Origin of the sequence: Maribacter sp. (assembly GCF_039968975.1) — a bacterium.
Taxonomy (GTDB): domain Bacteria; phylum Bacteroidota; class Bacteroidia; order Flavobacteriales; family Flavobacteriaceae; genus Maribacter.
In genome coordinates this window covers 1-23,363 of sequence record NZ_JBDVOT010000078.1, presented here as the reverse complement: position 1 = coordinate 23,363, position 23,363 = coordinate 1, and the positions used below count along the sequence as shown (strand labels likewise).

The following is a 23,363-nucleotide window of genomic DNA, read 5'->3' as shown; positions in this document are numbered from 1 at the left end:
AACTGTTGAGAGAAGAGCTTTCTTTGGTACAAAAGCAACGTAATTCGCCTGCAGACTGGCGAGAAGAAAATATAACTCTCTTACGTACAAAACATCGTTTTTATACGGACTATGCCATCAATAATTGGCAAAAAGGAAAAGACAAGAATATTAAGAGACTCATTAAGGCCAGAAAAAAGAATAATGAGCTTATTAAGAAAGAAAGTTTAAAAGCTAAATACAAAGGAGAATTACCTGATAGGGGAATACAAACCTTGTACAGGGTAACGCTTCAAAATCACTTAAAACTTAGCGATATTGCCGACACCAAAGCGAATATCCTACTTTCGGTAAACGCCATAATTATTTCAATGGCACTGGCAAATTTGGTTCCCAAGTTGGATAATCCTTCAAACGATTACCTTTTTTACCCTACTTTTCTATTTATAATTTTCAGTGTAATCTCTATGGTGATGTCTATTATAGCTACAAAACCGAATATTACCACCGGACAGTTTACTGAAGAAGAAGTTACCACAAAAAAAGTAAACTTATTGTTCTTTGGTAATTTTCATAAAATGAAGTTGGAGCAATACAATTGGGCTATGAACGAGCTTATAAAAGATAAAGATTACATCTACAGTTCATTAACTAAGGATCTTTATTTTCTAGGTATTGTATTGGAAAGAAAGTATAGAATTCTACGGTGGACTTATACCGTTTTTATGGTTGGTATGATTATTTCTGTAATTGTATTTGGTATTGCACTTAAGTTTTATGGTCCGGAAAGAGTTTTAGAACTCCCCGTAATGCAGCCTTAATTTAATACCTAACAATATTCTACAATTCAAAGGTCATTAGAAGTATACATAGCAATATGCCTATTGCAGCAATTACTATAGTTAGTTTTAATGCTTTTGCCAAAACTGGCTCTTTACTTTGGTTATCTATATTTACTCTGGTCATGAGTGTTGGCTTATTTAAGATTATAGTACAAATCTAGATCCATAGGCATTAGCACCTTAACTTCATAAACCAATTTTTTATCTCTTTTGCTATTTCTTAATGCATTGACGTTATGCATAGTATGCATTATTTACGCCATTTAGCTCATTTGTATCATCGCTTCTTTAAATCTAGACTTTGGTGCTGAGCATACGGGACATTCATAATTATCATCAATATCCTGAAATTTTGTACCCGCAGCTATGTTTAATTCTTCATCACCAAAAGACTCGTCATATACGGTAAGGCAATCTTGACACTGAAACAAAGATTGGGTAGCATCTACAATTTCAACACTAGCCTTTTCTACGTTATCATCCACGCGACCTAATTGATCAAAATACATTTTACTTAACTCCATCAATAAACCTGGTAATTCAATCTTGTCTATGTCTTGAGCATAAGTAATGTAGTTTTGACTATTGGGGTCAAAATGTTCAAAGTGCAAAACATTATACGTAGGGCGAACTTCAAATTCTTTAACGATAGTGGGCAAACTGTTCTTTTCAATTATCACCGAGGCAAAGTGTGAACGTTTACCCACTTCATTACTAATACCAAAGGTGAGGCCATAAGTGCTAATATCATTTTGATCAAAACTTCTTACCAAATATTTTTTTAGCTCTAAGGCCTCACCGTCATCAATGGGCACATGCCAATTCATCTCTAGTTGAGAGTGCCTTACATTGATACCTTTTTTACCTAGAAAACGTTCAAGTTCTGGTCTACTAGATTTTTTTATTCCTTTTACCACAAATGATTTCCATGGGGTAATACATATTTTACCTATACTGTTGTCCAAGCAAAAGCCACAGAACTCTTTTAAGAAAGACAGGTCATATTTATTGTTTCTCCAATACAAACCCAACCAGTATAAATCTGACCCTAACCGGTTCATACCTTCATAGTAAGGAAAGGTCTGAAAAGGAACCTTTAATTCCTTTTCCATAGTCTTGTTATTGGTCTCCAAGTTTTTATTCATGATAAAGAACAGCTCATCTATATCTGAGATGTCTTCATATATTTCTTCAATCTGTTTGGAGATAGAATTGATATCCCAACTATAAATAAGCACAGGGTAAAATGCCGCTGAATTCCAATGCGGTAATTTTATATTCAAGTACCAATAATCTTCTTGATCAGATGCTATAAAGTTTAGGTTACCACTAAAAATGGGCACTAAGCGTTGTTTTGGATCTGTAATATTGATTTTAAGCTTGGGCAAAAAGTCAAATCCTTCTAAAATATAGAGATAGGTAGAACCCTTTAACCAATGGGTCATATCAAAAATATCTGCCGACACATAGGAGCTAACAATATTCTGAAATGAACGATTGGCAATGATATCCGTATTGAATTTAGAGATACTTTCTAGCTGTTCTTCTTTTGCATCCTTTAGGGGAAACAGAATATCTTGCCGTGAGCCGAAATTGACACTTGTTAGTCCAGCAGCTTCTAACATGGTAATAATATCTTTTAATTCCCCAGGAGATGTAACACCACCCTTTATTAGTATTCTATGCAGATCATCATTCATATTGTACTCTTTTAGTTTGCTAAAACAAGCTGTTTCTTTAATAAATCCTTTATTTCGGGCTTACAACTACCACACCCCAGACCTGCCCCGGTTTCTGAACACAATTTGTTGAAATCAGAGCAGCCGCCATTGATGGCATCAATAACATTGCCTTCACCAACTTGACTACAAGAGCAGACCAATTTACCCTTTAACGGCACAGATGTGGATGCTCCACGCAATAATTCGTCTCGTTTTTCAGAGAGTTCTATTTCTTCTTCTATCAACCTCTTAAACTCTGCAAACTCATTTTTATCGCCCATTAAAATGGCACCTTTAAGCGTATCATCTTTTACAATACATTTCTTGTAGAAACGCTTGCTAACATCCATAAGAATAATTTCTTCATATGAAGAATCGCCAATTGGTGAGTTCACCATACCTATGCTACAGAGATCAAGGTTTTCAAACTTTAATATGTTCATTAAAACAGACCCATTGTAAATACTACTAAAGTCTCCAAGAATAAAATTAGCTGCTATATCTGCCTGTTGCTCTGCTGCAGAAGTAATACCGAACAACGAATTTTTAAATTCCGCAATTTCTCCTAAAGCGAAAATAGAAGGGTCACTACTTTGTAGGTATGAATTGACCACTACACCTCTACGTGTATGTACGCCGGTCTGCTTTGCCAGTTCTATATTTGGTCTAGTACCTATGGCATATACAATTGCATTACACTGAATGGTGCGCCCTGTTTTCAGGTTTACCAAAAGGCTATGTTTTTGTTCTTTATCTTCAAAAACAGTACTTACTTCATTATCAAAGTATAGATTAATACCGCGTTCCATAACATCTTCTGCCAACAAACGGCTAGCCACGCTATCTAATTGACGCTCCATTAATCTAGGCGCTCGCTGAATAATACTGATGTTGATATTTATCTTCTTTAAAGCAGCCGCAAGCTCCAACCCTAGAAGTCCGCCACCAACAATGACCACATTCTGGTCTTTTGCCTGCAAGCCCGTTTCTAATAGATATTTTCTTAGTTTATCTGCATCGCCTCTTTCACGCATGGTAAAACGGCCCGGTAATTTTATTTGTACATCACTTGGTATAAAGGCTCTACTACCGGTTGCCATAATGAGCAAATCATAATTATGCTTTTCTCCTTTAGAATCTATTACCGTTTTGTCATCTGCATTTACATTATTGATACCAACACCCGGGTGTAACGTAACATCTAACTTTTGCAATTCGCCATCCTTCAACTTTTCCAAAGCTTCCCACGAGAGTTCATCACTCACATATTCCGGTAACAAGACACGGTTATAAAATGGGTCTTTTTCCTTTGAAAATACATGAAGCTCATCTAGACTATTCTTCTCTCTATATGATTGAATAAAACGGTACGCTGCAGCTCCCGCTCCAATGACAACAACCTTCTGTTTTTCTTTTACGAACTTGGTAACCTCAACGGCACAATACTTAAAATCTGGTTCTTTAGACACTGGATCCACCAAATCATTGGTCAGATTATTTGCCCTACCAAAATCATTGTTCAACACCTTACCCCAGTGCATAGGTAAGAAAACAACAAATTCACGAATATCATAATTAAGCTGAACCTTTACCTGTACTTGACCTCTTCTACTTTTTACAACCGCAATATCACCTTCCCTAATCTTTCTTAGATAAGCATCTACCGCATTCATTTCTAAATACGGTTGGGGAATATGGGTCAATAACCTTTTTACCTTACCTGTTTTGGTACGAGTATGCCATTGGTCACGCACTCTACCAGAATTCAATATCAGCGGATAATCACTATTTGTTTCTTCAGATTTGTTATAAAGGGTAGAAGGCGCATTAAAATGTGCCTTTTTATCGTGGGTCAAGAATTTACGGTCTGTAAATAACCTTGGTGTTCCTTTATGCGTTTTATGTGGTACAGGCCATTGAAAACTACCTTCATTTATCAACCTTTCATAAGACAGCCCAGAGATATCTATATCTGTGCCTTTTGTCAATAAACAGTGTTCATCATAAACCTCACTACTATTATTGTAATCAAAGCCGCTATAACCCATTGCTTGTGCAAAACGCCAAATGATTTCAGCATCTGGCAATGCTTCACCGGGAGCATCTATCACTTTAGGTAAATAACTAATTCGTCTTTCTGAATTGGTCATGGTACCTTCTTTTTCTAACCAACCTGCAGCAGGCAGTAACAAATCTGCAAATTTGGTAGTCTCTGAGTTATGGGATATGTCTTGAACGACAACAAACTTTGCCTTTTTTAAAGCTCTTTCTACTTTGTTAGAATTAGGCATACTTACCGCTGGGTTGGTGCATACGATCCAAACGGCTTTTAGCTTTCCTTCATCAAGGGCATCGAACATTTCTGTAGCCGTGTAACCTGGTTCGGCTTGAATTTCTCCGCCTCCCCAAAAATCCGATACTTCTTTTCTATGAACAGGATTACCTAAATTTTTATGAGCCGCCAACAAACTTGCCATGCCACCTACTTCTCTACCGCCCATGGCATTTGGCTGACCGGTTAATGAAAATGGTCCTGATCCTGGCTTACCTATTTGACCTGTTAATAAGGATAGGTTTAATAGCGATACATTTTTAGCTACACCAATAACACTTTGGTTCAGCCCCATGGTCCACATACTAATGAACTTTTTGGCATTGCCAATATATTCTGCCGCCTTACGAATATCAGCAACAGGAATACCGCATTTTTTTGCCGCCTCTTTAAGCGACAGGCTATACGCCATTTCTTTACAAGCTTCAAAATTGGCAGTGTGCTTTTTAATGAAAGCTGTATCTATTTTTCTTTTCTCTATTAACCTACGTGCAATGGCATTGAATAGAATAACATCTGTACCCGGTAAGATCTGTAAATGCAAGTCTGCACCAGCACAAGTCTGTGTTTTACGTGGATCTACCACAATTATTTTTACCTGTGGATTCTCTTCTTTATGCTTTTCTAAGCGTCTATATAGAATAGGATGGCACCATGCCGGGTTAGCCCCTGCAATTAGAAAGCAATCTGCCAGTTCAATATCTTCATATGAAATAGGAACGGAGTCTTCACCCAAGGTTTTTTTGTACCCCACAACGGCAGAACTCATGCAAAGCCTAGAATTGGTGTCTATGTTATTTGTGCCTATAAAGCCTTTAGTCAATTTATTGATGAGGTAATATTCTTCTGTTAGACATTGACCGGACACATAAAAACCGACACTATCAGGACCATGCCTGGCAATAATGCTTTTAAATACCGCGGCAGCACGTTCAAATGCGGCATCCCAAGAAACACGTTGCAAGGGATGATTTCTACTCCATTTCATTTCTGGATACAGAATTCTATCTGTAGTATCCTGAGCTACGTAGTTGAGGTTACGCCCTTTGGTACAAAGCATACCTTTATTAGATGGATAATCTGGATTACCATCTACCGAAATAGTTCCTTTTGTATCAACATCTACAAGTATACCGCAGCCTACACCGCAATAGGAACATATTGTTTTATGAGTTTTATTACTATTCATTTTATCAATGATAAAGAATGGTTCAGAAGTATACTGCAAATTATAAAAAGTACGTATAAATACGTACTTTTTTATCGTAAATGTTTTGGATTAAATCGAGTGATCCGCAATTTTGTTAAGGTGACACTGAGAATTGATCAATAAATAGGAAAGTGAGGTGTTGGAATGTTAAAATAAAGTATCCTTTATTTAAACTTTGTTTTTGATTATTTGATAATGATTTTAGTCGTAAAAACGAATATTATTAAAACTGGAGTGCCAACGATATATAATAGATGAATCATACAACCATCTCCAAAACAAGGCATATTCCCAATGATAATTAAAACTATTGAAAATAGTAGCACTAAAATAGTAACTACATAAAAGAACCAAAAAGCTATTCTAATCCTTTATTTTAACTTTACTGAAGTTATGAGCTTTAAATTCTATATTGTAAGAAATGTCACGAACTAGCTCCGGCATGGGCCTGCGCCTATAAATTTTTTAGTTCGAGCACCTAAATTAAACTCTATAATAATCTCCTTTCCAACTTTTGATAGTCGATTTAATTTCTTTGGCAGAAAGTTTTTCTTTTAAAGCTTTTTCCATCAAGGATAAAAACTCATCATCGCTAGCGAAACGTAAGGCGATTATTTGCGACATTTTCAAATCTGCAGGAAGTAGTTTTCCAGTCATAACATAATGTCTCAAATTTTCTTCAGCTCTAATAGCTCTATCTTGTACTTTTAAAGGAAATGTTCTCACATACCAAGCCATCAGGATCAAAATTATGGCAATTAACACCATTAAAGATGCTAAATACAAGTTTTCTGAGGTGGTTCTAAAAAGATGATATACTGATCCAACTAATAATGCAACTAAGGCAACAAATAATACGCCGTGAAACCCTGTTACTAGTTTTGTGTGATTTTTAAAATTCTGATCTTTCATTTTATTGATTTTGATAAAAATACTTGTATAATACGATTTTGCTCAAGTTGTTAGCAGTGGTGTGAAGCCCATCGACACGAAAACGTACGTTAAACTATAAGCGTTATGGTTTTAGAATGAATTAAAGATGAAAAAAATTCGTTTTAAGGAGAATAAAAATCTCTAAATCAAATTATGCTTCTGTGCCTTTTTAGAAAGGTCGATGAGGTTTTTTACATCCATCTTACGCATTAAATTAAAACGATGTGTTTCAATAGTACGTTTACTGTTTTGAAGTTTCTCTGAAATCTGCTGATTAGTCAACCCTGATAACACCAATTCTAACACTTTCAATTCTTTATTGGTCAGGTCAAAGACATTATCACCGGTTTTGCGTGGCGCTTCTTCTTTTACCACCTCTTTTTTAGCACCCAATAAGTTATTTACAAGAACATTACTTATGTCTCCGCTAAAGTATTTACCGCCTTCTCTTACCGTATGTATTGCCTTTATAAATTCTGACTTATCGGTATCTTTCAATAAATACCCATTGGCACCTGAACTTATTGATTTTAAGATATATTCTTCAGAATCATGCATAGAGAGTATAATGGTCTTTACCTCTGATTTGCTTTTGGTCAATTCTGCAACGGCATCTATACCGTTCATTACCGGCATTCTAATATCTATGATTAAAATATCTGGAGTTACTTTGCCTACCAGCTCAATAGCTTCTTTTCCATTTGCGGCCTCACCAATTACTTCTAAATCAGATTCCGATTCCAATAAAGAACGGATTCCGTCCCTTACCAAAGCGTGATCATCTGCCAATACTATCCTCGTTGTTTCACTCAAAATATAGGTAATTATACGTAACATGCTAAATTACGTAATATTTTAAAAATAAAAATACGGTCTATACAACCATAGCTGTACAGACCGTTTAACTAACTACTTACTTCTATAAAACTATTCTTTCTTAGTATTCAAAAATTTAGGTTTGATCGTTAACTGTACCCAAGCCCAATTTTGACTGCTTGCCGCTAGGTCTTCTGTAATTCCTTTTAACTCATACATACCATCTGCAGCGAACATTTGAGAATACCCAATTGCCAAACCATAACCATTGAATTTTTTGGCAAAAACCAAATCTATTTCTGTACCCAATGATTTTTCACCGCTTGCTAATTCTTGTTCTCCGCTAAAGTTCAACACTTTGACCAATAAACTAGATTGCTTTCCTAAATCGAATTTTGCACTTGCATGAATATCAAAAAGACCTACAGAGTTTGCATGGTTACCTACGTAGAAATAATCCATGAATCCGTTGAACTTATGATTGGTTCCATATAATGGAAAAAATGCTTCTGTTTTGTCTGTAGAATCTGCTTTGTCGCCACTGATAACTTCTGTACCTATACCTAGAGTTACTTTATCACTTGCCTTGAACCCAAGTTCTAAACCTAATAAATAGGCACTACTTTTCAATTCATTTTGTCTTTCACCCGTCTGTAAAAACAGATTTGCATTTGCGCTGAAACTACCTGTTTTATACCCTAAATGTGTACCTATGGTCTGTAAATTACTTACTCCGTCTGCAGCGCCAGCAGTATCAAAATTTTGGAATCCGTTATTCAATGCCAATATGCTGCCCGAGAATTTATCCCATTGTTGTTTTGCATATACATACTGCATGGTTTTATATGTAAAAAATCCTGTAGTATTGTAGGCTGTGCCTGCCCATTGAAAACCTGTAGGGTTATCAAAATCTTGACTAAATGCTAGACCTACATCTAACATGAACTTGTCTTTTTTATATTTTAAAAGTCCCGCGTCATGGTTTCTACCTTGTTGCGCCCAATCTAATCCGCCAAAAATACGTTGATCATCATAGCTGATAACTTGCCTACCTAATTTTGTAGACCATCCTTTGCCTAAATTTATATTTGCCCAAGCTTCAAAAACGGCAAAAGAATCGTTCTGGTCATCTGGTAGAATTTGTCTGTTTTCTCCCCAGACCATTATATCTTGCAAGCTTAGATAAAACTGGTATGATTCGGTCTCATATTTAGCATTTAAACGCGCACGTGTAGATATTGCAAAACCGGCATCTGCCGCATCTGGTATTAAATTACTATAGCCATTTCTATATTCTGTTCTTGGTCTAAATTGCCCGTCTAATGTAAATTGTGCATAAATTGAATTTGCTGCCAGAAACAATAAGGTGATGAGTAAATATTGCTTTTTCATAATCGTAATTTTTAATGTTTGATTGAGTTATTTGTTAGTGTTCTAAAAAGTCTATGAGGTGTTTTCTATAGGTATAATAATTATCGTTCTCTAAAACTGATTTTCTAGTACGTGGTCTTTCAAAATCTATGGATAGGATATCTCCTATTTTAGCTTTTGGTCCGCTGGTCATCATCACCACACGATCTGCTAAAAAGATGGCTTCATCGACATCATGTGTAATCATGACCGCAGTAATCTTTTCTTTGTTCCAAATTTCTATGAGAATATCCTGTAGTTCTCCCCTGGTCAAAGAATCTAGCATTCCAAAAGGCTCATCTAACAACAATACTTTTGGCTTTATGGCAAATGCTCTGGCAATACCCACACGTTGTTGCATACCTTGAGATAATTCTGATGCTTTTTTGTGGAATGCATTTTCTAGACCTACTTTATGTAAATAGTATTTTGCAATGTCTTGACGTTGCCCTTTTGTTGCGTGTGGAAAAACCTGATTTACCCCTAGCAATACATTTTGTAAAGCCGTCATCCAAGGCATTAAACTTGGAGATTGAAAAATAACCCCTCTATCTGGTCCCGGACCTTTAACCGGATTCCCCAAAACGGAAATATTACCGCCAGAGATTGGGTTTAACCCTGCAATCATAGAAAGCATGGTTGTTTTACCACAACCCGAATGCCCTATTATGGTTACAAATTCTTCTTTTAGAATCTGCAGGTTCAAATCTTCAAGTACCACATAATCTCCTTTTGGCGTTGGATATACTTTCTTTAGTTTAGCTAGATCCAGCATAACTTTTGATGGATAGACAATGCCATTTTCTGAATATACTTCGTTAGATTGTAGTGTTGTGTTCATTTGCTATTTCTTTAGGCTACAAAGCTTTTAGGCGTAAGCTCCGGTAATTTATATTCTACGTCAGAAACTGTTTTTCTTTCATCACCTATGTCCATCAAGTATTCTATAATGGCATTTCTGGTTTTCTTGTATTCAGGGTTATCGTTCATTGCCGTTTTATCCCTTGGTCTTTCAATGTCAATTTTAAACTCCGGACCTAACGTTGCATTTGGTCCCGGCTTTAAAGGAATAATTCTATCTGCCATGTAAATACCTTCATCCACATCATTGGTAATCAATAATGCGGTACGTTTGTCTTGACTCCAAATATTCAAAATTTCATCTTGTAGATTTCCACGGGTCAATGCATCTAAAGCTCCTAAAGGTTCATCCATAATGATCATTTCTGGATTCATAGCCAACGCACGGGCAACCGCTACTCTTTGACGCATACCACCAGATAATTCTTTAGGTCTTTTATTGATTGCCGGACTAAGACTTACCATAGCTACATACTCTTTTACCCTTTCCATCAGCACTTTTTTACTGTCTTTTGGAAAAGCCTCTTTTACGGCCATGTAAATATTTTGTCCTACGGTCAACCACGGTAAAAGTGAATAGTTTTGAAATATTACACCGCGTTCATGACTGGTATCGGTAACAGGAACTCCCTTAAAAAGAACTTCTCCGCTAGTAGGTTGTAATAACCCGTTTATAAGATTGACCAAAGTGGTTTTTCCACTACCGGTAAAGCCTACAATAGCTACAAACTCTCCTTCATCCATAGTAAGGTTGATATTAGAAAGTACCTCTGTACTATTCTCTCCCTTACCATAGGTTTTGTATATATTATTTAGTTCTAAGTATGCCATGTTCTATCTTTTGAAAGCGTTATGCCATTTCGTTTTTATTGAAGGAAACCATATTCTGTACGGCTAGCATTAGTCTATCTAACAAGAAACCAATGATACCGATGACGAACATTGCCACAATAATTTTTGCATTTGAGTCATTGGCTCCGTTTTGAAACTCTTCCCATACAAAAAGACCTAAACCTTGACTTTGAGCTAAAAGTTCAATAGCGATCAATACCATCCACGCTACAGAAAGTGTAATACGTAGTCCTGTAAAAATCAGCGGTAATGAAGAGGGCAAAATCACCTTGAATACTTTTTGAAAAGTGCCCAGCTTTAATACTTTGGCAACATTGATATAATCTTTATCTACAGATGCAACACCCATTGCCGTATTGACCAACGTGGCCCACATGGCACAAAAACCAACACTTATAAATGAGATAACAAAAGCATTATCTGAACTGTCACCGATGTACAAAGTTTTTACGATCATAAAAACCAATAAGTACCATACTACTGGGGATACTGGTTTAAAAATTTGAATGAACCAATTGAAGGCACTACGTAATGACGGACTAAGACCTATAATAATCCCGATAGGCACTGCAATCAATAATGCTAAAAGAAAACCGGCGAATACTGTTTTAATACTTGTTAAAACAATGTCGATAAATGAAGCTCTACCTGTATAAACAATTGGGTCTTTACCTGCAGCGATCATTTTTTCATTGGTAGCCGCCATTTTCTCTGCGAAAGCAGCTTTGTCAGCACTAATTACATGGTGATCCGCTACTAAAGATTTTAATGATGCCCATACTTGAGAAGGAGAAGGCAATGTATTTGGCTGGCAACTACTATCACCAGATTCAATACATGCACGTTCTGCAGCCGCAGCTTCTTCGCCTCTTTCCGTCAATGCTTTTTCAATCTTATAATCTGCCTCTTTATTATATAAGGCTTTGGAACCCATGTGCCATAACCCTAAAAACAATAATATGGATAGTAGTGTTATACCAGTATTTTTTAAGGATTTCATAATACCATCCTTTTTTATACTTGGTGTAAGTTTAGCAAGTATCTGCTTAAAATTTGTAGACATACTCTTTTCCTTTTTTAAGACCATTTCCTGTTCCATAATATCTAGTTTAGGGTCAATGAATTGCTTTAATTATTTCTTGTCTTTGTTACCAATAGAGAAACTGTTGATATACCCAATTGGGTCTTTGGCATCATAGCTTGTGCCATCTATGAAATCTGCCGTTGCTGCTTTGTAACCATCTGTATCTGGCACATCTGCTGCAGGAATTTGACCTTCTGCCACTAATAGATCTGCCGCTTTTTTCCAGATATCTGGACGGTAGATATCTTTAATTGTAGATGCATACCAATCTGATGATTTCGCTTCTGGAATTTGTCCCCATCTACGCATTTGAGTTAAGAACCAAATACCGTCAGAATAGAATGGATATGTTGCGTTGTACTTATAGAATACATTAAAATCTACCATTTCGCGCTTGTCTCCCTTTTCAAATTCAAATGTTCCTGTCATAGAATTAGCCAGTACTTCTTTTGGCGCACCTACGTATTGAGACATAGATAATATTTCTACCGCTTCAGCTCTATTTGCAGGTTCATCTAACCATTTACCAGCTCTGATCAATGCTTTGGTTACCGCTATTGCCGTATTAGGATTTTGCTCCACAAATTGCTTTGTCATTACAAATACTTTCTCAGGGTTGTTCTTCCAGATGTCATAGTTTGTAGTAACCGGCACACCAATACCTTTAAAAACCGCTTGTTGGTTCCAAGGCTCTCCTACACAGTATCCGTAAATAGTACCAGACTCTAATGTAGCCGGCATTTGTGGCGGAGGCGTAACAGAAAGTAAAACTTCTGCATCTATCTGACCTTGCACATTATCTGCTGTATACATACCCGGGTGAATACCTGCTGCAGCTAACCAATAACGTAATTCGTAATTGTGAGTAGATACCGGGAAAACCATTCCCATTTTAAACGGTTTCCCTTCATTTTTATAAGATGTAATTACCGGCTTTAAAGCATCTGCCTTAATTGGGTGAATTGGCTTACCATCTGAATCTGCTGGTACATTCGGCTTCATTTTAGACCAAACATCGTTAGATACCGTAATTCCGTTACCATTTAAATCCATTGAAAACGGAGTAACCAATTCTGCTTGTCTACCAAAACCTGCTCCTGCAGCAATTGGCTGACCTGCCAACATATGTGATCCGTCTAATTGTCCGTCAATTACACGGTCTAAAACATTTTTCCAGTTAGACTGTGCTTCTACCGAAACAAAAAGTCCCTCATCTTCAAAAAAGCCTTTTTCTTTTGCAATGGCCAACGGTGCCATATCTGTAAGCTTTATGAAACCAAATGTTAATTGTGGCTTTTCAATATCTAGCATTTTAGTTTTTGATGCTACAGCTTCTTCAGAAACCGTTTCGGTCTTCTTACTCTTTGTATCACCACAGGCCGTAAATACCAAGGCGAAGGAAAGGGTTAAAATAGATGAAGTAAAAATGTTTTTCATAATCTTATTTATTTAGTGTTCTACGTATTAATACTTATTTGAACAAATATATACGTAACAGCATTTTTCATAAATGATATAAGCGATGTTTAAACCTCTTTTTATACCATATTAAAACCCACCTACAAGCCATATTAGAAACTGCCAAAAAACAGGTTCTACAAATAAATTGCTGTTTTTCAATATCTTAAATACATTAAAATGAATCGTGTTAACTACGTAAATGAAGGAGTGAAAGAAATACGTACTATTAGCTGTCTAGGTAGAAATTGTGCTCTGATATTTCTTTTTTAAGTAATTCAATATTAGAAATACCTACTCTTTTACCTTTGGTAAGTAATAAGCCTTCTTTTTTAAGAATAGAGAACATTCTTATGACCTGTTCTTCTGTGGTACCTGCATAATCTGCATACTCACGTCTACTTAATAGCAGGGAAGAAAATCCGTTGGTTTGCCCAAATTTGCGATTGATGTATAATAAGGTATCAATGACCCGTTCTCTAACCGTCATTTGAGATAACGATTTTACTCGAATTTCACTGCGGTTAAGTTCATTCGCATAAAACAACATAAAATCATAGGTTAGACTAGGTGTTTCCCTTAATGTTTCTTGAAGTAATTCTTTTGAAAAATAGCATAAGGTACAATCTACTAAAGCAATGGCACTTATGGGGTACGTCTCTTCTGTACCAAAACCTCTATGCCCTATTATTTCACCTGGTACCGCAAAACGAACAATTTGTTCTTTACCATGAAGCCCGGTCCTTAATACTTTTACCTTACCACTCAATAGAAAAAACAGACCTGTAACAGAAGCACCTTCCATGATAAACTGCTGCCCTTTTTTACATTTAATTTCTTTTCTAGCTTGAACTAATTTTTCAATATTAGAAGAATGAATGTTCTTTTGAATTAAGCATTTCTTATTGGTACAAACTCCACAGGCACTATCAAGTAACTCCGAATTTTCGGAAGAAAACTTTGATATGTTTGTTGTGCCTGTACGCATAGATAATTTTATTTATATAGTGCTTGGAGATAATTTAACAACTGGAGATTCCGATTTTTTCAATTCCTCCTTCACCTGTTTTTCATCTTCTGCAGAGAATTTAATAGCCAAAGTTGTCAACGCGGTAACAATTACAAAACCGCCAATAATAAAGTAACCGCTAGAAACTGCTCCTGATGCGGCTGCAGATTGTGCCGCCTTCATAGCCTCTTCGCCTAAATTAGCATTCGCAGCCAAGGCGTTGGTCTCTGCCAATGCCGATTTAGATTTTAATAAAATAGCAGCTAAAAATGCACCTACATTTCCGCCAGCACCAACAATACCAGATATAGAACCAATTGCTTTTTTGTTTATAAATGGTACTACCGAGAAGGTTGCCCCTTCTGCCATTTGCACGGTTAAACTAAAGGCAATTAAGAATACGATACCCATTGCAAAACTTGTGGCTAAAGAGAATGTTGAAAGCATAACCCCTTCAAGCGCTAGTATTACGGTCAAGAAAAGTACCCTGCCGCGTAAGCCTTTAAGCCTACCAAAACGATCACCGAAGAATCCACCCAACGTACGGGCAAAGATATTCATGAGTGCAAATGAAAGCACCAAGTTACCCGCAGTGGATCTTGTTAGTCCGAATGTATTCTGCAAATAATCATCCATAGTACCGTACACGGTAAGCTCCATTCCAAAAGATGCTGCGTATACGATGAAGAGAATCCACACTCTATAATCTTTCAATACACTAACAAATGATTCTTCATCTTTTTTAAGCTTTGGCATTTTACCAGCTTCTTTTAATTCTTTGAAGTTGCCTTCAGGAGTATCTTGTGTAAAAAAATAGTATACAACACCCATTATCATTGCAATAACACCGGCAATAATCATAGAATACCTCCACGCAATTTCATCTGCAACTCCAAAACTTACTACTGCAGCTGCAATTAATGGCATACCAAGACGATTGGCACCACCACCTAAATTTCCCCATCCTGCGGAAGTAGCATTGGCAGTACCAACAATATTGGGGGCGAACATAATTGAAGTGTGAAACTGAGTAATTACAAATGATGCACCAATAAAACCTATAAACAGTCTACATATTAAGAATTGCGTAGGTGTTTGAACAAATCCTATCAATATTACGGGTATGGCACCCAAGATTAACAAATAGGTATAACACAATCTAGGACCATATTTATCACAAAGCTTACCAATTAACAGTCTAGCGAAAACAGTTCCTGTAACCGCTAATATAATAGAGTTCCATTTTTGATCAGGAGTCAATCCCAAATCCTTAACTACATCTGGCATAAAAGGAACTATACCAAACCATGCAAAAAAGCATATAAAGAATGCTATCGATGTAATCCAGAAAGTACGAATGGGCATACTTTTTAAGTCAGTTAACTTTAAAGTAGTAGATTTTTTGGATTGATTTTCCATGCTATTTAATATTATGTTTATGAATCAGTACAAACCTAATATATTTTATACGTAATTATACGTAGTTTTGTATGTTTTACACATTTACTACGTATAATTACATAATATCTAGTATGAGGAATACAAATTTGTAGTATTCGGAATTTCAGGATAACAAAAATCAATTATTACTAATTTTCAAATTTTAAACAGGTGCATTTTTTAGTAAATGCTGAGTAGATACAAGTCATTTACTGAGTAAAAACACTTTAAATAGCATCATGTAATATACGTTGCACTTCTTCTTCAAAAAAGGATGGATGATCAGCTACAACATCACCTATTACAATGATTCCATGCATGTTTGTATCTATAGAAGATTGGTACTGATGAATAGTATCTAAGGTTGCCACAACGCACCGCTCATTTTCTGTTGTTCCATTTTGTATTACAGCAACAGGGGTCATTCTACCCCTATATTTACTAACCTCGTCTATTATTTTACTTAGCTTTTTTATACCCATTAATATGACCATTGTGGTAGATGATTTTGCGGCATATTGTAAATCTTGAGAGAATGTACCATCTTTCTTAGTGGCAGTCATTACCCAAAAACTACTACTTACCCCTCTTTTGGTCATAGGTATTCCTTGACTAGACGGTACGGCAATTGAACTTGATATTCCGGGTATAATACTTACAGGTATACCAAATGCTTCTACATATTCTATCTCTTCGTTTGCCCTACCAAAAACAAAAGGATCTCCGCCTTTTAATCTTACTACATGTCCAAATTCAAACGCGTATTTGACTATCAATTCATTAATTTCATCTTGAGTATGAGAGTGCTTACCACATCTTTTTCCTGTATAAATCTTAGGAATATCAGTACGTAGTTCAGATAATAATTCGTCGCTAATTAATGCATCGTACAAAATAACATCCGCCTCATTTAAAACCCTCAAACCCCTTACTGTTATTAGGTCTTTTGCTCCCGGTCCTGCTCCAACCAAGCTTACTTTTGCTGTTTTCTCCAATTCCATCTTCATAGTATTTAGCATTATTAATTATCGATTCTGCAACAATAATACGTATTTATTTTGGTATAATTATAGAATATATACGTATTTATACGTAATATTGCTGTGTAGCATAAATAATAAGGGTATGAAAACTATACTAGTTGTCGGTAATGGAATGGTAGGGTACAAATTCTGTGAGAAGTTTGTCGCTAAAGAGGAAAGCAAACAATTTAAACTTATTGTTTTTGGTGAAGAGCCAAGACCGGCGTACGACAGAGTTCACTTAAGTGAGTTTTTTGAAAACCAAGATGCTAAAGCTTTAGAAATGGCTCCTGCGGAATGGTACGCAGAAAATGGTATAGAATTAATCGTAGATGAACGCGTTGCGGACATCGATAGAACTAATAAAACCATAACTACGGCAAAAGACAGAGCGTTTTCTTATGACTACCTTGTTTTAGCTACAGGATCATCTGCTTTTGTACCTCCAATTAAAGGCGTTGAAAAAGAAGGTGTTTTTGTATACAGAACTATAGAAGATTTAGAAGGCATGTTGGCTTATGCAGCTAAAATAAAAGCAAAGAACCCAAATGCTAAAGCTGCGGTATTAGGTGGCGGGCTGCTAGGGCTTGAGGCTGGTAAAGCGGTTATGGATATGGGCCTAGAACCACATATTGTAGAGTTTGCGCCTAAATTAATGCCAAGACAGTTAGATTCTAGAAGTAGTCAGGTACTACAATTAAAACTGGAATCTATTGGTTTAAACATTCACTTAAGCAAAGCCACCAATCAAATTCTTGGGGATGATGGATACATTACAGGAATGGAATTTGGAGAAGATGACGTTCTAGATGTTGAAATGTTAGTAGTTTCTGCAGGTATTCGCCCAAGGGATGAACTAGGAAAAAATTCGGGATTAGAAGTTGGTGTTCGTGGCGGTATCGTCGTGGACAACAAAATGCAAACATCTGACAGTAATATATATGCCATTGGCGAAATTGCTCTTTACAATCAAATGATATATGGTTTGGTTGCCCCTGGATACGATATGGCCGGTATTGCCGTTGAGCAGATTTTAGGTAAAACGGACGATTTAATGCCCGCATCAATAGACATGTCTACCAAATTAAAACTAATTGGTGTTGATGTTGCTAGTTTTGGAGAGCCATTTATGCCAGCTTCAAAAGGACACTCTATTATATTTGAAAACAAAACACAGCATTTATATAAAAGAATCAATGTTAGTCTTGACGGCAAAAAACTGTTAGGAGGAATTCTAGTTGGTGATGCATCAGATTATAGCATGCTGCACCAAATATTTTTAAATGGAATGGCTATTCCTGAAGATCCTGCACAATTAATTTTACCTGCAGGTGAAGGTGGTGGTTCTTTTGGTGATGTTATGGATTTACCAGATGAAGCACAAATATGTTCTTGTGAAAATGTTACAAAAGGACAAATTTGCAGTACTATTGAGAGTGGTGAATCTAAGGACCTTGCCGATGTGGTTACTTGTACTAAAGCAGGTACTGGTTGTGGTGGATGTAAGCCCATGGTAAAAGATCTTACCGAGGCTACTCTAAAATCTTTAGGTATAGAAGTTAAAGATTCAATTTGCGAACACTTTGATTTAAACAGACAAGATTTATATAAAATCATTCAAGTAAAAGGCTATAAAACATTTAATGAAGTTCTTGATAATCACGGAAACGGTGGTCATGGTTGCGAATTGTGTAAACCGCTTGTCGCTTCTTTAATGGCTAGTATTAATGCAGATACCGCTAATAAAGAGTATGCCATACAGGATTCTAATGATAGATTCTTAGCAAACATTCAGCGTAATGGAACGTATTCTGTTGTTCCTCGTGTTCCTGGTGGAGAAATTACACCAGATAAGCTAATTGCTCTTGGAGAAATTGCTAAAAAATATGATTTATACACCAAAGTAACTGGTGGTGTTCGTATTGATTTATTTGGTGCTACCTTAAACCAATTGCCATTAATCTGGAAGGATTTAATTGACCATGGTTTTGAAAGCGGACATGCCTACGGAAAATCTTTACGCACAGTAAAGACTTGTGTAGGTTCTACATGGTGCCGATACGGTATGGCTGAAAGTGTAAGTTTTGGTATTGAATTGGAAAATAGATACCGAGGAATACGTGCTCCACACAAAATTAAAGGTGGTGTTTCTGGCTGTATTCGTGAATGTGCCGAAGCTCGTGGAAAAGATTTTGGTTTAATTGCTGTAGAAGGTGGTTGGAACTTATACCTTGGCGGTAACGGTGGCGCTACACCAAGACATGCTGAGTTATTTGCAGAACAAATAGATAATGAAACCGTAATTAAGTATATAGACCGTTACCTAATGTTATACATGCGTACTGCAAAACCTTTACAAAGAACAGCAGCGTGGCAAGAACGTTTAGAAGGTGGTCTTGATTATTTAAAAGATGTAATTATAGATGATAAATTAGGGATTGCAGAAGATTTAGAAAATGAAATGCAAACACTAGTTAATAAGTTTGAGTGTGAATGGACACAAGCTATTAACGACCCAGAAATGATGAAACGTTTTAATCACTTTGTAAATAGTGAAGAAGAAGATGACAACTTAGTTTTTGTTCCATTAAGAGAACAAAAAATGCCAGAAAAATGGATCTAACTACGTTTTAAACAACCAATTTCTAAAATTTAAACAATGACTATAATTTCAGATAAATATAAGACCGTAAAACCAGAGGAAGTAACCGTTTGGTTTAAAGCAGCACCGGTTACTGCGTTTCCAAAAGATGGAGGCGCTTGTGTAAAATATAAAGATCTACAAATTGCCGTATTTAATTTTGAACGACTAAATACATGGTACGCTTGCCAAAACCTTTCTCCTGAAAAACAAGAAATGGTTCTAAGTAGAGGTATGATTGGTGACCATAAGGGGATACCAATGGTAGCCTGTCCGTTACACAAAAAGACATTTTCCTTAGAAAATGGCGAAAATTTAAATAGTGATTTGGATCCAATAGCGGTATATCCTATTAAAATTGAAGATGACTTTGTGTATGTTGGCTTTTCTGAATAGCTTTGAGTAAACATAAGACTTATGGCGACCACGGATAAATTATTAGTAGCATTTCAACATTTTGACGAAGCCAATAAGCAAGATCCCAATACTGAAGTTTTTGAAGGTACTACCTACCCCAAAGAAGTACTTTACGGTATTAGAATGACAGAGCGATTAAACGAATTTGACCCAACAGCATCTGAAGCGCTACGGTTAACCGCAAGATGTCAACATATCTGTAGATGGGAAATACCGAGAGAATCCTATGAAATGAACCGCGAAGGCTATTTGAGATGGCGACAAGAATTAAAGAAGTTTCATGCAAAGAAAGCTGCTTCTATTTTAGAGGATGTAGGTTATGATGACGAAACCATTGACAACGTTAAGTTTCTTTTAGAGAAAAAACAGCTAAAGAAAAACGAAGAAACCCAAGCATTGGAAGATGTAATCTGTTTAGTATTCTTAGAGTTCTATTTTGAGCCTTTTGCACATAAACATGAGGAAGACAAAACCATAGATATCCTTCAGAAAACATGGAGAAAGATGTCTATTAAAGGCCAAGAAGCTGCATTAAAATTACCGCTCTCTAAATTTTCTTTAGATTTGATTACCAAGGCACTTCAAGCCTAATTACAATTTACTATACATTTTTTATGGCCAATAACGAGCAGAATATACCATTGGACACGGCTACATTTATACGTATTCGTAAATGGTATTTATTGGCATTGGCAGCCATAGCGCTTACCGTTATAATAGCTCAAGTACTTATTCAATTGCACCTAAAAGCACAGTCTGGCGATTCTGAACTTATAAACATAGCCGGTAGACAACGTGCTTTTAGTCAAAAATTGACAAAAGAGACCTTACTTTTAAAAGAACTTAGTGACCCAGAAGATAAAAAGATGGTGCTCTCTGAGATAGAGAAAACCCTCGCCGTTTGGAAGGTATCTCACTTAGGTCTTCACTTAGGAGATGCCTCTTTTAATCTACCTTATGAAGATGACCCAAAGGTACGAACATTATTTAAAGAGCTTGACCCTCATCATTCGGCAATGGTTAATGCAGTCGAGAATGTATTGGCATCGCACCAGCAAAATATTGATACCATTGTTCAGCAAACAGATATAGATGCCCTGTTGAACAATGAGCGCACGTTTTTAAATCTCATGGATCAAATTGTAAATGAATATGATGCCCGTAGCAATGAACAACTTCAAAAATTAAAACAGAAAGAGTATTGGTTACTTGCTTTTTCATTATTAATTCTTCTATTAGAAATTTTTGTAATTTTTAGACCTCTATCCATCCAAATTAAAAATACCATTGGTCACCTTATGGGTAAAGACGAAGAGTCTAAAGGACAATTAGAAAAGATTCAAAGTCTATATGATGAAAAGGAACGCTCTTTAAAAGAACTGCAAGAACTGAATTTTGTTATTGACAATGCCGCACTTTTTGCGAGTATTCGTAAAGACGGCAGTATTGTTTTTATAAGTAAAAAGTTTTTAGATCTTTTAGGTCATGAGACCACACCTATAAATAAGCCTATTTCTGAAATATTGACTGCAGAAGAGGGTCAGCAATCGTATTTGAAAGAGGTGTTGAAAATAAACAGAAAAAAGGTTATACGAACAGAAGAGTTACAAGTAGTGAACGCCAAAGGCATTAATCTTTGGTTAGATATGTCTATTGTACCCATGCACCAGTCTTCATTAGAGCAAGACATTTTAATTTTATGTTCAGATATTACCGAGCGTAAAGAAAACCAGCTTAAGGTGCAGCAATTGACCAAGCAAAATTTTGAGGAGCGCATGCAGCAAAAGAAGGTGCAAGCAAGCCAGATTGTTGAAGGTCAAGAAGAGGAACGCAAGCGTATAGCCAAAGATATACATGACGGTATTGGACAAATGTTGACAGCACTAAAATTTAATATCGAGTCTATAGATATTGAAGACCAGGTTAAAACCGGAGAAAAAATCGCCTACTTAAAAGCCTTAACCTCTGACCTTATAAAAGGGGTTAGAACAGCCACTTTTAATCTTACTCCGCCAGAGTTGAGTGATCACGGCATTTTTCCTGCTATCCATAAAATGACGACCGAGCTTTCCAAACTTACAGGCAAAACCGTATTGTTCAAAAATAAAACAGATGCAAATATTAGGTTTGATTCCCTTGCCGAAACTAACATTTACCGTGTTACGCAAGAAGCCGTTAACAACGCTATAAAGTACGCTGAAGCCAATTATATTTTAGTTACCTTAAATTACTCTTATCCTATTTTAAGTGTGGTTATAGATGATGACGGCAAGGGCTTTGACGACTCTATTTTAGGCAAACTACCCAAAAATAATAGCGAAGGCGGTATGGGTCTGTTTTTTATGAAAGAACGAATCGACTATATTAACGGCAGACTTTTTATAAACTCTGAAATTGGGAAAGGAACGAGAGTTACTATCAATTACAAAACAGAAGAAAACAAAACATCACATGGAACGGAATGAACTTTACCCCGTATTTTTAAAAGTATCTAACCTACATATACTAATCGTTGGTGGTGGAAATGTTGCCTTAGAAAAATTGACTTTTTTATTAAAATCAAGTCCTACAGCACAAGTTGAAATGGTTTCACCAATGTTTAGAGAAGAAACTATAGCATTGGCCAACAAATTCAATATAAAAATGAATGTGGCTCCTTACGATGTTTCTTATTTAAAAGGAAAACATCTAGCCATTGCCACTACAGATAATGTACCTGTAAACGAGCAAGTATATCATGATTGTAGGGAAAGACAAATACTGGTAAATGTTGCCGATAACCCTCCATTTTGTGATTTCTATATGGGCGGAATCGTGACCAAGGGCAATGTAAAAGTAGCTATTTCTACAAACGGAAAATCACCGACTACAGCCAAAAGACTACGTCAATTTTTTGAGGATGTTATTCCTGAAAATATTGATGATTTGGTTCAAAACCTCAACGAATTCAGAAAAACCATCAAAGGTGATTTTGAGGAAAAAGTAGAGACCTTAAATGAATTTACAAAGGGGTTAGTAAACAAGAAAGAAAAGTAGTTTTAGTTATTTATACTTGCATGGTCCATATCATGACTACAGCTGTAATGCGCATTATCCGCTGCATATACAGATGAATCTGCAGCATCTTGAGCATCTCGCATTAAACGCTGTGCCTTTCGCATATAGAACTGTAAATTTCCTAGATTATTCGCCTTTGCCGCATTTTTTACATTTTCAAAAGCTTCTGTAGAAAAATCACGAGAATCAATGGCATATTTTTCTGCGTCGATTGTATAACTCATAGCTTCTTCAAGACCACAACTTTCAGAATCATACTGTGCTTCTGATGCTAATATA

The 23,363-nt window shown here is 36.2% G+C and carries 20 protein-coding genes; 6 read left to right on the top strand and 14 right to left on the bottom strand.

The features are described from left to right. A partial coding sequence (locus tag ABJI11_RS05540; RefSeq protein WP_348350182.1) for a Pycsar system effector family protein occupies positions 1-800 on the top strand: 800 nt, incomplete at its 5' end. Positions 801-819: 19 nt separating this feature from the next. Here the strand turns inward: ABJI11_RS05540 and ABJI11_RS05535 are convergent. The 13 genes from ABJI11_RS05535 to cobA form a co-directional block, all read right to left on the bottom strand. Then, complete coding sequence (locus ABJI11_RS05535) at positions 820-945, bottom strand: hypothetical protein (RefSeq protein WP_348350180.1); 126 nt, start codon at positions 943-945, stop codon at positions 820-822. 139 nt (positions 946-1,084) lie between these two features. After that, positions 1,085-2,521: a rubredoxin gene (locus ABJI11_RS05530; protein WP_348350178.1), complete on the bottom strand. Its 1,437-nt coding sequence runs from the start codon at positions 2,519-2,521 to the stop codon at positions 1,085-1,087. Positions 2,522-2,532: 11 nt separating this feature from the next. Next, positions 2,533-6,063: a molybdopterin-dependent oxidoreductase gene (locus ABJI11_RS05525; RefSeq protein WP_348350176.1), complete on the bottom strand. Its 3,531-nt coding sequence runs from the start codon at positions 6,061-6,063 to the stop codon at positions 2,533-2,535. A 504-nt stretch (positions 6,064-6,567) separates the two neighbouring features. After that, positions 6,568-6,996: a DUF6526 family protein gene (locus ABJI11_RS05520; protein ID WP_348350174.1), complete on the bottom strand. Its 429-nt coding sequence runs from the start codon at positions 6,994-6,996 to the stop codon at positions 6,568-6,570. A 162-nt stretch (positions 6,997-7,158) separates the two neighbouring features. Next, positions 7,159-7,854 (bottom strand): response regulator transcription factor, encoded by a 696-nt coding sequence (locus tag ABJI11_RS05515; protein ID WP_348350172.1) that lies wholly within the window; start codon positions 7,852-7,854, stop codon positions 7,159-7,161. 90 nt (positions 7,855-7,944) lie between these two features. Next, positions 7,945-9,225 carry an alginate export family protein gene (locus ABJI11_RS05510; protein WP_348350170.1) on the bottom strand — a complete coding sequence of 427 codons (1,281 nt, stop codon included), beginning with the start codon at positions 9,223-9,225 and terminating at the stop codon, positions 7,945-7,947. Between the two features lie 34 nt (positions 9,226-9,259). Continuing rightward, positions 9,260-10,084, bottom strand: a complete 825-nt coding sequence (locus ABJI11_RS05505; protein WP_348350168.1) for an ABC transporter ATP-binding protein — start codon at positions 10,082-10,084, stop codon at positions 9,260-9,262. An 11-nt stretch (positions 10,085-10,095) separates the two neighbouring features. After that, on the bottom strand, positions 10,096-10,935 hold the full coding sequence (locus tag ABJI11_RS05500; RefSeq protein ID WP_348350166.1) for an ABC transporter ATP-binding protein: 840 nt from the start codon (positions 10,933-10,935) through the stop codon (positions 10,096-10,098). A 19-nt stretch (positions 10,936-10,954) separates the two neighbouring features. Beyond that, positions 10,955-12,055, bottom strand: a complete 1,101-nt coding sequence (locus tag ABJI11_RS05495) for an ABC transporter permease (protein WP_348350164.1) — start codon at positions 12,053-12,055, stop codon at positions 10,955-10,957. Between the two features lie 33 nt (positions 12,056-12,088). Then, the gene (locus tag ABJI11_RS05490; RefSeq protein WP_348350162.1) at positions 12,089-13,477 is read right to left on the bottom strand and encodes a CmpA/NrtA family ABC transporter substrate-binding protein; all 1,389 of its coding nucleotides are present in this window, start codon (positions 13,475-13,477) and stop codon (positions 12,089-12,091) included. A 250-nt stretch (positions 13,478-13,727) separates the two neighbouring features. Next, the gene (locus ABJI11_RS05485) at positions 13,728-14,486 is read right to left on the bottom strand and encodes a Crp/Fnr family transcriptional regulator (RefSeq protein WP_348350160.1); all 759 of its coding nucleotides are present in this window, start codon (positions 14,484-14,486) and stop codon (positions 13,728-13,730) included. 12 nt (positions 14,487-14,498) lie between these two features. Further along, positions 14,499-15,926 (bottom strand): NarK family nitrate/nitrite MFS transporter, encoded by a 1,428-nt coding sequence (locus tag ABJI11_RS05480; RefSeq protein WP_348350158.1) that lies wholly within the window; start codon positions 15,924-15,926, stop codon positions 14,499-14,501. A gap of 248 nt (positions 15,927-16,174) precedes the next feature. Next, entirely contained in the window at positions 16,175-16,948 is a 774-nt protein-coding gene (gene cobA, locus ABJI11_RS05475) for a uroporphyrinogen-III C-methyltransferase (protein ID WP_348350156.1), read from the bottom strand. Positions 16,949-17,072: 124 nt separating this feature from the next. Here cobA and nirB point away from each other — a divergent pair, with 124 nt between their 5' ends. From nirB to ABJI11_RS05450, 5 genes are read left to right on the top strand one after another with little or no spacing between them, the layout of a single operon-like run. Beyond that, the gene (nirB, locus tag ABJI11_RS05470) at positions 17,073-19,592 is read left to right on the top strand and encodes a nitrite reductase large subunit NirB (protein WP_348350154.1); all 2,520 of its coding nucleotides are present in this window, start codon (positions 17,073-17,075) and stop codon (positions 19,590-19,592) included. A 36-nt stretch (positions 19,593-19,628) separates the two neighbouring features. Further along, positions 19,629-20,006, top strand: a complete 378-nt coding sequence (gene nirD / locus ABJI11_RS05465) for a nitrite reductase small subunit NirD (protein WP_027065578.1) — start codon at positions 19,629-19,631, stop codon at positions 20,004-20,006. Positions 20,007-20,027: 21 nt separating this feature from the next. After that, complete coding sequence (locus ABJI11_RS05460) at positions 20,028-20,618, top strand: DUF4202 domain-containing protein (RefSeq protein WP_348350152.1); 591 nt, start codon at positions 20,028-20,030, stop codon at positions 20,616-20,618. Between the two features lie 23 nt (positions 20,619-20,641). Continuing rightward, positions 20,642-22,492, top strand: a complete 1,851-nt coding sequence (locus ABJI11_RS05455) for an ATP-binding protein (RefSeq protein WP_348350150.1) — start codon at positions 20,642-20,644, stop codon at positions 22,490-22,492. Further along, a complete protein-coding gene (locus tag ABJI11_RS05450; RefSeq protein WP_348350148.1) occupies positions 22,479-23,063 on the top strand; it encodes a bifunctional precorrin-2 dehydrogenase/sirohydrochlorin ferrochelatase in 585 nt (194 codons plus the stop codon). Before ABJI11_RS05455 ends, ABJI11_RS05450 begins: the two co-directional genes overlap by 14 nt. Positions 23,064-23,065: 2 nt before the next feature. Here the strand turns inward: ABJI11_RS05450 and ABJI11_RS05445 are convergent. After that, on the bottom strand, positions 23,066-23,363 hold a 298-nt coding region (locus tag ABJI11_RS05445; RefSeq protein ID WP_348350146.1), incomplete at its 5' end, for a hypothetical protein.